Below are 11,261 nucleotides of genomic sequence, written 5' to 3'. Positions count from 1 at the left end.
CGATACTGAAAAAGATAGTCCGCAAATCTCCTGATTTGGTCGGATGTTTGCGCCCAGAGCAGAGGCCGGTATCTCGTGGCAATGCAGACAATTCGCGGTGATCTGCTTCAGCTTGCGCTCGACGGAACGTTCGATGTCATTGTGCATGGATGCAACTGCCAGTGCCAGATGGGCAAAGGAATTGCTCTTTCCATAAAGCAGCGTTTTCCCGAAGCATATGCTGCGGATTGCGCGACATTGAAGGGTGACCCAGCCAAGCTGGGAAGCATATCCGTTGCCGAAATCAAGCGAGGCAGCCGCATTTTCCATGTTGTCAACGGCTACACTCAGTTCCATTGGCAGGGCAAAGGCGTGAAAGCCGACTACCAGGCAATTCGAAAAGTCATGCAGGCCGTCAAAGGTAAATTCGCGGGCAAAAGAATCGGCTACCCGAAAATTGGCGCAGGGCTGGCTGGAGGTGATTGGGAAACCATAGCCTCAATCATCAACGATGAACTCGCGGGCGAAGATCATACGCTTGTCGAATACGCTCCGTGAGCTGCTTCGGTCTCCAGCCGCCTCACAGCAGCTAGCCCGGTTCAGATCACGGTGTCCGTCCAGCGGACGATTTGCCCGGCCGCATCGCCGAACGCGGCATCGAGCGCGCCGACATAGGCCTGGTTGCCATTGCCCGAAACGGGCGCGATGGCGCTAAACGTCTTCGAAGCGCGCACTTCACCGTTGCGGTCATTCAATAGGCGCACGAACAGCTCGACCTCGGCATGTTCGCCGCCATCGACACGCACCTCAAACGAGCGGATCTCAACGATCACCTGATAGTCGATCGCCAGCCCCTCGCCTGGCTTGCCGACGCCGGTGAAGCTGCCCGAGCGCTGGAACGTCTCTGCCAGCCGCGCCTGTACGATCATCGGCAGCCGGTCGGCCCATTGCGCGCCCTTGAGATACTGGATCGATCGCGGCGATGGCTTGATGACGATGTTCTGGCTGTCCAGCGCCTTGAGCGCCGATGGCTGGGCGATGAGGATCTGGCGGCGGCTGTGGGCACGCGCTTCCAGCGACGGCGCCGAAAGCTCGAACGTATCCAGCGGCGCCGGCTTGCCGCCCAGCGCCGCGCAGCCGGCGAGCGAAAGCGCCAGCAGTGCCGCTCCGGCCTTGAACCCACTCGATCTGACGCTGCCTGAACTGATCGACTTCAAACGCGATCCCCCCCGGATCGTGGAAACAACGCGCATCCGCAAGCTATGTTCTTGCGGTGGGCGCAGGCCGAAGTCAACGGCGCACCCTGCCGTCGAACTGCCGGACCTCACCCTCGCCGCCGGACAGGATCCGCTGTGGATTGCGGCTGAGGTCGGTCACCGCCTCTTCGATGCGGTTGATCGAACGACGGCTGTCCTGGACCAGCGATTCGACGTTTTGCAGCCCCTGTCCCGAGAACCGCGCCAGATTGTCGGTGATGGTGCCGAGGCGGGCGTTCAGCGTGTCGGCGACCTGCTTGAACGATTTGAGCGTCGCCCTCGCATCGGCCATGACGCCGTCGGCCTGACCGGAGCCGAGCAGTTTGTCGACCTTGGCAAGGATACCGTCGACTCGCACCGAGGCATCGTTGAGGCGTCCTGCGAGCTGGTGCGCGTCTTTGATGGTTTCATCGATGTCGTCGGCTCGGTTTGCGAACTTGTTGGTCACCTTGGCGATGTCGGCGGCAGCCTCGTTGGCGTTTTCGCTGGCCTTCTGGATATTGGCCAGCGCGGTGCGAACCTCAGCCGGATCGATGCCGTCGAGAACGCCGTCGACCTTGGCCAGCGTGCCTTGCGTCTTCTGGGCGAAGTCGTTGATCGAGCCGACCGCGGTGTCCACGTTCTTGATGACCGTGTCGAACTGCTTGCTGGTTTCCTTCAGGTTGGAAGTGACTGTGTCGACATTGGCGACGATGCTCTTGATCTGGTCCTTGTCGACGGCGTTGAGTAGCCCTTCCGCCGCCTTCAGGGTGCCGTCGAGCTTGCCCGAAACACCCTTCAGTTCGTCCGCCAGCGAGCTGACGCTGGCCAGGAACTTGTCGACGCCGTCCGCATTCCTGGCCAGTGCATCGGAGAAGGTCTGGACATTGTTGACGGTTTGCGTCAGCGGCCCGCGAACATCCTTGGTGAAGCCTTCGAGCTCCGAAAGGACCTTGTCGGCGCGGGTGAAGATGTTCTGCGCCGTTTGCAAAAGGTTGGTGACCGCCGACGGATTGGCGACGATCTCGGCGACCTTGCCCTCCGCTTCCGCCTGGTCGAGAAGGTTCACTTCCTTGGGGTCGGCGCCCTTCAATTCGATACTGGCCTGGCCGGCGAGGCTGACGATCCCGATATCGGCCTGCGTCGACTTGGTGATCGGCGTATTCCGGCCGATCTCGGTGTCGGCGATGGCGGCGGTCGGATTGTTGACGTCGATATAGACGCGCTTGACCTCACCGACCCTGACGCCGTTGAACAGCACGAAGCTGCCGCGGCCAAGGCCGGAAGCCGAGCCCGGGATGCGCACGCGCAGCATCGCCGTCTCACCCCTGTCGCCGATCGCGGCCGTCCAATAGACGAAAGCGAAAGCCGCGAGGATCGCGGCCAGCGTGAAAATGCCGACAATGACGTAGTTGGCCCTGGTTTCCATTGCTCACTTATGGCTATGCGCGCGCCGCAAGATCAAGTTGCCGGGCGCGTTTTCCGCGGAAATAGGATTTTACCCAGGGTTCCTCGCTCCTGAGCATGTCGTCGATCGTGCCCTCGACCAGCACTTTCTTTTTGCCAAGCACCGCCACGCGGTCGCACGCCGTAAACAGCGTGTCGAGATCGTGCGTGACCATATACACGGTCAAATCCATCGTATCGCGCAGCTTGACGACCAATTCGTCGAACTCAGCCGCGCTGATCGGATCGAGCCCGGACGTCGGTTCGTCGAGAAAAACGATGTCCGGGTCGAGTGCCAGGGCGCGCGCCAGCGCAGCACGCTTGATCATGCCGCCGGAGAGCTCGGAGGGGAATTTCTGCGCCGCTTCCGGAGGCAGTCCGACCAGCTCGACCTTGAGCATGGCAAGTTCGTCCATCAGCTTCTTCGGCAAATCGAGATATTCGCGCATAGGCACCTGAACGTTTTCGAGGACCGTCAGCGCCGAAAAAAGGGCGCCATGCTGGAACAGCACGCCAAGCCGCATGTCGATGCGAAGGCGCTCCCTTTCGGTTGCCTTCTCGACGTCGACGCCGAACAGTTTGATTGTTCCCGATTGCTTGCGCGTCAAGCCAAGGATGGTGCGCAAGAGAACAGATTTGCCGGCACCGGAGGCACCGACGAAGCCGAGAATCTCCCCGCGCCAGATATCGAGCGACAGTTTGTCGAGAACGACCTGATCGGCGAACGACACCGTGACGTCGTGCGCCGACAGCACGATCTCGTCTTCTTTGGCTTTCGCCGCCACCTTGGTCGTGTTTGTGCCCGGCAGCGCCATCTCAGAACTCGATCGCTGCATAGAACATGGCGAAAAGCCCGTCGAGGATAATGACCACGAAGATCGACTTCACCACGGAGGCGGTCACATGCTGGCCAAGCGATTCGGCGCTGCCGCCAACCTTCATGCCCTCGACCGAGGCAATTATGCCGATGATCATGGCCATGAACGGCGCCTTGATCAGGCCGGCAAAGATGGTGCTGAGGTCGATTGCGACACGCAGCCGGTCGATGAACGCTGCCGGTGCAATATCGGAGTAGAGCCATGCAGCCAAAATGCCGCCGCCCAGCGCGGCAAAGTTGGCGATGATCGTCAGGCAAGGCAGCGCGACGACCAGCGCGACCAGCCGCGGAAACACCAGCACGCCGATTGGATTAAGACCGATCACCTTCAGCGCATCGACCTCCTCGCGCATCTTCATCGAGCCGATCTCGGCGGTGATCGCACTGCCGGAGCGGCCGGCGATCATGATCGCCGTCATCAGCACGCCGAGCTCGCGCAGGATCAGCACCCCGACCAGGTCGACGACGAAGATGTCGGCGCCGAAATAGCTGAGCTGATAAGCGCCTTGCTGGGCGACGATCGCACCGACGATGGCCGACATCAGCACGACTACCGGTATGGCGCCGACACCCATGCGATCGATCTGGTTGAAGATCGCCGCCATGTTGACGGCATGGCCGCGGCCAAGCTTCATCTGAGAGCCGCGTATCGTGGCGCCGAGGATATTCATTGCGGCCAGGAAATCGTCGCGCATCTCATAAACGCGCCGGCCAACCGCCTCGAGCCCGCGAATCATGAAGTTGGGCGGCTTTGCTGGACCTGATTCGGGCTCGCGACGAACGGCGTCCCCGACGGCGCCAAGCAGGATCGAGGCGATCTCGCTCTGCCCCTGCATCGTGATCTCGACGCCCTTTTTTTCGAAGCTGCTGACCAGGCGGTCGATCAGCCACGCCCCGGCAGTGTCCATCTTCTCGATTTGTGAAAGGTCGAGCGCCAGCGTCTTGAAGCCGCCGCGCTTCTCGATCTTACGCATCTCGGCATCGACCAGGGCAACAGTACGTGTCGTCCAGGTTCCCGAGAAAGCGCAGCCGAGAACGCCGCCCTCCTCGCCGATCGCGATGCGCGGCTGGTGGTCGGGCTCCTTGGCAGGGCCGCTTGCGTCGCGTTTGCGGATGGTCAACATGGCGTCCTGTTTAGCCTGACGGGGCCGACCTGTCGATTTGCCGATATCCTCCTTGTTGCACAGCCGGAGCAGAAAAATATGGCGCGTGTCATTTCGGTCGAGGCCGAGCGCTTTCCGATAGCCGGGACCTTTACCATTTCGCGCGGCTCGAAGACGGAAGCGGAGGTGATTTCCTGTGCCATTGCCGAAAACGGCCGTACAGGACGCGGCGAATGCATCCCTTACAAGCGCTATGGCGAAACCATGGAGGGTGTGCGCGACGCGATCGAGGCGATGCGCAGCGAGATCGCGCGCGGCATCAGCCGCATCGCCCTGCTCGATGCCATGCCTGCCGGCGCGGCACGCAGTGCCATCGACTGCGCGCTCTGGGACCTGGAAGCGAAGATCAGCGGAACACCCGTGGCGCATACGATACGAACCGTTCCGTTACGACCGCTTGAGACGGCGTATACATTGTCGCTCGCCGAGCCGGAGGCGATGGCGGCGCAGGCCCGCGCTAACGCCCAGCGCCCGCTACTCAAGGTCAAGATCGGCGGCGACAACGACATCGCGCGCATCCGTGCAGTGACGGCGGCAGCACCCGACAGCCGAATCATTCTCGACGCCAATGAGGGTTGGAATGACGACAATATCGTCGCAAACCTCGCCTTTGCCGCCGAGCACGGTATCGCCTTGATCGAACAGCCGCTGCCGGCGGGACATGACGGTATTCTTCGCCACATCGCACATCCGGTACCGATCTGTGCCGACGAAAGCGTGCACGAGGCGAAGGACCTTGAAGCGCTTGTCGGCCTTTACGACGCCGTCAACATCAAGCTCGACAAATCGGGTGGCCTGACCGCTGCACTCGTGCTTCGCGACCGCGCCCGGGAACTGGGTCTTGGTGTCATGGTCGGCTGTATGGTCGGCACATCGCTTGCGATGGCGCCGGCCGTGCTGTTGGCGCAGGATGCCGATTTCGTCGATCTCGACGGTCCGCTGCTGCTGGCCAGCGACCGCGTTCCCGGTCTCGTCTACCAAGGTTCGCTGGTGTCACCGCCCGAGCGGGCGCTGTGGGGCTGAACGCGCGGCAAGCCCGATCAGAGCCAGGCCCGTCAGAGCGATCGGGATCATCGCAAAGAAGCCATTCGCGCCGAAGCGGTCGTAAAGAGGACCGGAAATCAGCGTCGCCGCCGCCATGAAGAAGCCATTGGAGAAGTAGGCGATGCCTTGCGCCGCCCCGGTGCGTTCTTCCGCGACCGTCTCACCGATCATCTTTTGCAGGCCGATCAGCACCAGCGCCACCGAAACCGCGTGCAGCGTCTGGATCGCGAAAAACCCGCCAACGCCAAGCCCAAGCGGCCAGATCAGCGGAAAGGCGAACCAGCGCACGATTGCGCCAATCCCGGCAATCAGCATGATCGAGACGACCGAGAAGGAGGCGAAAGCGCGGGTGAAAACGACGAACATGCATATCTCGGCGACGACGCCCCACCCCCACAGAAGCCCGACAACCGAATCGCTGATGCCGATCGACTTCCAGTAGATCGACACGAAACCGTAGAGAAATGCGTGGCTGGCGGTGATGACGCCGACGCCTGTCGAAAAATAGAGGAAGTACCGGTTGAGGAGTTTCGGTGCCGATTGCTGGATATCGGCGGCCGAAAGCGGCGAGGCGCGGCGTGGACGGCCGAGGCGCGGCGCAATCAGTCCGGCGGCTAGCGCGGCAAACAGCGCCGCGAAGATGATCACCGGGACAGCCTGGGCACCGCTCGCCGACAGGATGAAACCGCCGGCGAGATTGGCGCAGAGATAGGAGATCGAGCCCCATTTGCGCATGCTTGCGTAATTCGAGCCGAAGCGGCGAACACCTGAAAGGGCGAGCGAATCGGCAATCGGCGAATGCGGCGTCCAGACGACCGTCAGGGCCAACGACACGGCAAGTACCGTTGCGTAGGTCGGCGGCAGGAGGTAGCCGGCGGACAGGATCAGCGATGCGGCGACCAGCGCAACATAGACATTGGCGCGGTCGCTCGCTTTGTCTGCCAGCGCAGTAAGAAAAGGCGTCGTCGCTACGCGCAGGAACATCGGCGCGGCGAGCATCACGGCTATCTGCTCGGCGTGGAACCCTTTTGCCTGCAGCCACAGCGGGAAATAGGGCACATGCGTTCCGAGCGGAACGAAGAGCGTAAAGAAGATCAAGCTCATGCGCAGTTCGAAATGGCGTGGCTTGACGAGCTGTTCGGGCGAAAGCGGCGGCAGCGAGGACATTGACAGGCGATCCGTCGGCACGGCATTCAGCCGGGTCGGCCCGCCACACCTGCCGCTGCTTAACACGGCGAAAAAGTCGATGAAACCGCTGGACTAACCGATTGAAGCGAGATGCGGCCGGATTTGGTCAAGCCGCCTGGACTGCCCTGCCCTTGATGTCGATCGGCACGAGCACTTCGCTGCCGACCGGCGTCTCAGGCAGGACATGCGCCCAGTGCAGGATCTCCATCCGGCCGTCAAAATGCTCGACCACCGCCGTGCAGCTCTCCACCCAATCGCCGGTGTTGATGTATTGCACGTCCTCATAGCTTTCGATCGCGGCATGGTGGATGTGCCCGCAGATCACGCCGTCAACATGCGAGCGGCGCGCCTCCTCGGTCAGCACGGTCTGGAACGAGCCGATGAAATTCACCGCCTTCTTGACCTTGACCTTGGCCCAGGACGAGAACGACCAGTAAGGCAGGCCGAGCACCTGGCGCAGGCGCGTGATGACGCGGTTTACCAGCATCGCCGCGTCATAGGCGTAGTCGCCGAGATAGGCCAGCCAGCGCGCATTATGGACGACGGTGTCGAACTGGTCGCCATGGATGACAAGAAGGCGTTTGCCATCGGCGGTCTCATGGATGGCGCGGTCGGCGACGACAATGCCGCCGAAATGAACGCCCTGGAACTGGCGCGCGAACTCGTCATGGTTTCCGGCGATGTAGGTGATACTGGCGCCCTTGCGCGCCTTGCGCAGCAACTTCTGGACGACGTCATTGTGGCTCTGCGGCCAATGCCAGCTCCGTCTCAAGCGCCAGCCGTCGACGATGTCGCCGACGAGATAGATGATATCGGCATCGTGATGGCGCAGGAAATCGATCAGGAACTCGGCCTTCGCCGCCTTCGATCCGAGATGGACGTCGGAGATGAACATGCTGCGGAAAGTGCAGGGCTCTGCGCCGGACATCATTTGTCACCGTTGCTTTCGGTGAGGCTATGCCCCGATTCATGCAACAACCGTATGACGGTTGCGATTGGTCCAGCCATCCGGATAGGTTGCCGCGGCAATCAGAGGAGAAAATCACCATGGATCTCGGCATTCGCGGCAAGAAGGCCATCGTCTGCGCTTCGAGCAAAGGCTTGGGACGCGGCTGCGCCATGGCACTGGCAGAGGCAGGCTGCGATCTGGTCGTCAATGGCCGCAACGCCGACGTGCTGGCCAAAACCGCCGCTGAACTGCGCGAGAAATTCGGCGTCAAGGTGACCGAGATCGTCGGCGACGTATCCAAGCCCGATGTCCAGAAGGCGCTGCTTGCCGCCTGCCCCGATCCCGACATCCTCGTCAACAACAATGGCGGTCCGCCGTTTCGCGATTTCCGCGCGCTCGACCGCGAAAAGATCCTCGAGGGCGTCACCCAGAACATGGTGACCCCTGTCGAACTGGTTCAGGCCGTGATCGACGGCATGGCGGCGCGCGGCTTCGGCCGCATCGTCAACATCACCTCGCTGTCGGTCTATGTGCCTATCCCCGGCCTCGACCTGTCGTCCGGCGCCCGCGCCGGCCTCACTTCGTTCCTCGCCGGCGTCGCGCGCACGGTGATCGACCGCAATGTGACGATCAACAACATGCTGCCGGGAAAACTCGATACCGACCGGCTGCGCGGCCCGCACGAGGCCGGCACGCCCGAAGATCCGGCCGCCGCCGCCGCGCGCAAAGCGCAAGCAGCAGCCAACGTTCCGGCCAAACGGCTCGGTACACCGGAGGAATTCGGCCAGATCTGCGCCTTCCTGTGCTCGGTTCATGCCGGTTACCTGACCGGGCAGAACATACCGGTCGACGGCGGCCTCTACGTCAGCGCGTTTTAGTGGCAGAATCCAAGGCTTGGTTACCCTCTGGACGGCGGAAGAACGACCCTTTGCGGTTGTTGGGTTGCGAGCGCCGCATGATGCGATCTGATCTTTCCTGACATCCGGAGAAGGGAGAATTCCTTTGCCAATGCATGCAACCTACCGAGCGAATCCGATACTCGCGATCCCAATTCCCCCCACCAGGATCAGGCTCACGGCCCACACAGTGTCGAGATTGAACCAGCTTTGTGAGATGAACTTGGGTCCGAGCCATCGATAGACGGCAATGGCGATAACACCGCCGCTTACAATCATCGCGGCCGTATGGACTACGGAGACGGCGGTGGCGGTGATCAGATTACCTGCCATGAGCGTGATAGCCGCCTGGTGTCCAACATCGAGATCGCCTGCCTGGCACAGGCCGAGATAAATCGGCACCAGCATCAGCCCGGCGCCATGCGCGGTGGCGGCCGCGAAGGACCACAAGGCCAGTTGTGCCGGCGGGATACGGGCAAGAACACGCGGGTGGCGCCGGTTGATCAGGAGATAGATCCCGGCTGCGATCACAATCAATCCCGCCGCGATGCGAATCTGTCGTTCCCAGACGATGAGCGTCAGCATCGCGCCGAAGGGCAGCAGGATACCGATCATCGCCACAAAGTGGCCCATTGCCAAAAGGCCGAGCGCCCGGAACAATTCGCCGGCACGTCTGTCCAAAAGTCCGGTCGAAACGGCCAACGGCCAGCCCATGCCAGGATTGATACCGTGATAAATACCGCTGGCGACGACGGCCAGCCAGAGACCGGCCGTCGTCCACTCGCTCATCGCTTCATTGACCCGGGCAGTCGGTTACACCGACGGATAGCAGAACGAATCCGTCGAGCAATCGCCGCCTTCCAGACGAATCTGGTGGGAGCGATACCCCTCGGGGAATTCGACATAAAAGTTCTTGTCCAGGGTGATCCCACCGTTCTCGCCGACATTGGCCTTGACCATGGCTGCCGGAATACCATCGCGATAGAACTGGTCGTCCCAAGTCGAATACAGGGAGTTGGTCCAGTAAACGCGTTTGCCGTCGCGGCTGATCTCGACCATCTGCGGTCCGCCCCTGTAGTCGCCGCCGCCGGGATGCTTGGTCTTGCGCGTGATGCCGCCAATATGGATGGACCCTGCAAGCTTAGGCTTCATCGGATCGGTCACATCGTATTGGCGCATCTCGCCGGTGCCCCAGCAGGATACGTAGAGGAATCGGTCATCGAGCGACAGGTCGATGTCGGTTACTAGCGGCGGCACCGCCTCGAAGCCCTGAAGCAACGGCGGCAGGTCATCCTTGGCGGCTGCCTCGGGCGGGATGGTCGCCGTCTTTTCGCAATGGAATTTGCCGCCCTCGCGCCACCAGGTCCAGATCGATCCCTCGAGGTTTGTCGTGTCGACGACCACTCCAAGGAAACCGTATTCCTTGACCGGGTCATGGGCGGGGCGGACTTCCAGCGCCATCTGGTGGTTGGCGCCCAGATCGATGGTCTGCACGTTCCTACGTTCGCGCAAATTCCAGAAATGCACCCGGTGTCCATATTTGTTCGACAGGAGGTCTTCAGGCACGATGCCCTGCTCGAACTGGGGCGGAAGGGCCCACTCGCTCGACACCATGTAGTCGCGTGGCAGGTTCCACCAGAAATCATATTGCTTGTCCTGCGGCCCGCGATCGATCTCGTAGCGCCCGATGACGTCGAACGTCTGGCAATCCATGACAAAGATGCCGGGAGGTCCGTCGGTGCCGTCAGGGCCACCGCCCCCAAGCGTCGAGACATAAATACCTTCCGGACCGCAGTGAATCGTATGAGGCCTGGAATAGCCCGTCTTGGCAAACACCTCTTCTGGCTCGATGACCTTGTGGATCTTGGCCTTGGTCGGTCCGCCCTTGGTGTCTATGACGTAAATGCGCGAAGATCGAATACCGGGAATGATCAGAAAGCGGCGCTCGAGAAACGGGTGACCATTCAGCGGCGAAAGGGCCGACGAGCACGCGTTCCAGCCGAAATGGTGAAACTCGTCGCCTTTGTTCGGCATTATCACGCTATGGACGACCTTGCCGTAGTCCTTCGACTTCGGGTTTACGTCAACTATGGCTAGTCCATCTGGCTGAGAGAAGTCGGGACTCAACATCAAAGTGTAGGCAAAATTTTCGACTGGCGCCTGCATTGCGAGCTTGGCAGTCGCGTGGAAAGTCGGGTCTGGCCGTACAGTCATTGTCGTCCTCCCTTGGCAGGTTAAGCAGTCCGACCGACAATCAGGGGCACGATCTGTGACGCGTTTGGATGTCCGCCGAAAACGTCGGGGCGCTTGTTGTTCGCACGCTATTTCGTGCGACTTTTCGAAGAATCTCACGGATTTTGGAGAACTGCAATGTCGACTTGTTTCGCCGCGAGGCCTCTGTGAGTGACGAGCGCCACCAGACATTCGAACTGGGCGGCGTACCTCGCCGCAGCACCCCGCCTATCGCCCCAACATCTCAATGGC

The 11,261-nt window shown here is 61.3% G+C and carries 11 protein-coding genes; 3 read left to right on the top strand and 8 right to left on the bottom strand.

The window, feature by feature from the left end; genetic code table 11:
• Positions 1-81 precede the first annotated feature (81 nt).
• Positions 82-537 carry a macro domain-containing protein gene (locus tag NKJ55_RS03805; protein ID WP_352448960.1) on the top strand — a complete coding sequence of 152 codons (456 nt, stop codon included), beginning with the start codon at positions 82-84 and terminating at the stop codon, positions 535-537.
• A 41-nt stretch (positions 538-578) separates the two neighbouring features.
• Here NKJ55_RS03805 and NKJ55_RS03800 read toward each other — a convergent pair whose 3' ends face one another.
• From NKJ55_RS03800 to NKJ55_RS03785, 4 genes are read right to left on the bottom strand one after another with little or no spacing between them, the layout of a single operon-like run.
• Positions 579-1,232, bottom strand: coding sequence for an ABC-type transport auxiliary lipoprotein family protein (locus tag NKJ55_RS03800; protein ID WP_051406244.1), 654 nt, complete (start codon positions 1,230-1,232; stop codon positions 579-581).
• A 37-nt stretch (positions 1,233-1,269) separates the two neighbouring features.
• Positions 1,270-2,643 (bottom strand): MlaD family protein, encoded by a 1,374-nt coding sequence (locus NKJ55_RS03795; RefSeq protein WP_352448731.1) that lies wholly within the window; start codon positions 2,641-2,643, stop codon positions 1,270-1,272.
• Between the two features lie 13 nt (positions 2,644-2,656).
• Complete coding sequence (locus NKJ55_RS03790; protein ID WP_352448730.1) at positions 2,657-3,475, bottom strand: ABC transporter ATP-binding protein; 819 nt, start codon at positions 3,473-3,475, stop codon at positions 2,657-2,659.
• A gap of 1 nt (position 3,476) precedes the next feature.
• Positions 3,477-4,661: an ABC transporter permease gene (locus tag NKJ55_RS03785; RefSeq protein ID WP_352448729.1), complete on the bottom strand. Its 1,185-nt coding sequence runs from the start codon at positions 4,659-4,661 to the stop codon at positions 3,477-3,479.
• A gap of 78 nt (positions 4,662-4,739) precedes the next feature.
• Between NKJ55_RS03785 and dgcA the strand changes: the two genes are divergently transcribed.
• The gene (gene dgcA / locus NKJ55_RS03780; protein ID WP_352448728.1) at positions 4,740-5,723 is read left to right on the top strand and encodes an N-acetyl-D-Glu racemase DgcA; all 984 of its coding nucleotides are present in this window, start codon (positions 4,740-4,742) and stop codon (positions 5,721-5,723) included.
• Here the strand turns inward: dgcA and NKJ55_RS03775 are convergent.
• Positions 5,694-6,911 carry an MFS transporter gene (locus tag NKJ55_RS03775; RefSeq protein ID WP_352448727.1) on the bottom strand — a complete coding sequence of 406 codons (1,218 nt, stop codon included), beginning with the start codon at positions 6,909-6,911 and terminating at the stop codon, positions 5,694-5,696. The two genes, dgcA and NKJ55_RS03775, sit on opposite strands and share 30 nt — an antisense overlap.
• 127 nt (positions 6,912-7,038) lie before the next feature.
• Positions 7,039-7,860 (bottom strand): UDP-2,3-diacylglucosamine diphosphatase, encoded by an 822-nt coding sequence (locus NKJ55_RS03770; RefSeq protein ID WP_502904450.1) that lies wholly within the window; start codon positions 7,858-7,860, stop codon positions 7,039-7,041.
• 119 nt (positions 7,861-7,979) lie between these two features.
• Between NKJ55_RS03770 and NKJ55_RS03765 the strand changes: the two genes are divergently transcribed.
• Entirely contained in the window at positions 7,980-8,759 is a 780-nt protein-coding gene (locus NKJ55_RS03765) for an SDR family oxidoreductase (protein WP_352448726.1), read from the top strand.
• A gap of 141 nt (positions 8,760-8,900) precedes the next feature.
• On the opposite strand, the gene NKJ55_RS03760 is transcribed toward NKJ55_RS03765, so the two are convergent.
• Both NKJ55_RS03760 and NKJ55_RS03755 read right to left on the bottom strand, forming a co-directional pair.
• Positions 8,901-9,566: a hypothetical protein gene (locus NKJ55_RS03760; RefSeq protein WP_352448725.1), complete on the bottom strand. Its 666-nt coding sequence runs from the start codon at positions 9,564-9,566 to the stop codon at positions 8,901-8,903.
• A gap of 24 nt (positions 9,567-9,590) precedes the next feature.
• Complete coding sequence (locus NKJ55_RS03755; RefSeq protein ID WP_352448724.1) at positions 9,591-10,991, bottom strand: selenium-binding protein SBP56-related protein; 1,401 nt, start codon at positions 10,989-10,991, stop codon at positions 9,591-9,593.
• Between the last annotated feature and the right edge of the window lie 270 nt (positions 10,992-11,261).

The organism is Mesorhizobium sp. M0106, assembly GCF_040322715.1.
Classification (GTDB): Bacteria; Pseudomonadota; Alphaproteobacteria; order Rhizobiales; family Rhizobiaceae; genus Mesorhizobium.
Note: the sequence above shows the minus strand (reverse complement) of the source record. Positions and strands in the feature narration are given on the sequence as shown.

Coding starts and splice junctions, on each gene's coding strand:
- NKJ55_RS03805 (WP_352448960.1), top strand. CDS start 82: ATGCAGACAATTCGCGGTGATCTGCTTCAGCTTGCGCTCGACGGAACG.
- NKJ55_RS03800 (WP_051406244.1), bottom strand. CDS start 1,232: ATGCGCGTTGTTTCCACGATCCGGGGGGGATCGCGTTTGAAGTCGATC.
- NKJ55_RS03795 (WP_352448731.1), bottom strand. CDS start 2,643: ATGGAAACCAGGGCCAACTACGTCATTGTCGGCATTTTCACGCTGGCC.
- NKJ55_RS03790 (WP_352448730.1), bottom strand. CDS start 3,475: ATGGCGCTGCCGGGCACAAACACGACCAAGGTGGCGGCGAAAGCCAAA.
- NKJ55_RS03785 (WP_352448729.1), bottom strand. CDS start 4,661: ATGTTGACCATCCGCAAACGCGACGCAAGCGGCCCTGCCAAGGAGCCC.
- dgcA (WP_352448728.1), top strand. CDS start 4,740: ATGGCGCGTGTCATTTCGGTCGAGGCCGAGCGCTTTCCGATAGCCGGG.
- NKJ55_RS03775 (WP_352448727.1), bottom strand. CDS start 6,911: ATGTCCTCGCTGCCGCCGCTTTCGCCCGAACAGCTCGTCAAGCCACGC.
- NKJ55_RS03770 (WP_502904450.1), bottom strand. CDS start 7,860: ATGTCCGGCGCAGAGCCCTGCACTTTCCGCAGCATGTTCATCTCCGAC.
- NKJ55_RS03765 (WP_352448726.1), top strand. CDS start 7,980: ATGGATCTCGGCATTCGCGGCAAGAAGGCCATCGTCTGCGCTTCGAGC.
- NKJ55_RS03760 (WP_352448725.1), bottom strand. CDS start 9,566: ATGAGCGAGTGGACGACGGCCGGTCTCTGGCTGGCCGTCGTCGCCAGC.
- NKJ55_RS03755 (WP_352448724.1), bottom strand. CDS start 10,991: ATGACTGTACGGCCAGACCCGACTTTCCACGCGACTGCCAAGCTCGCA.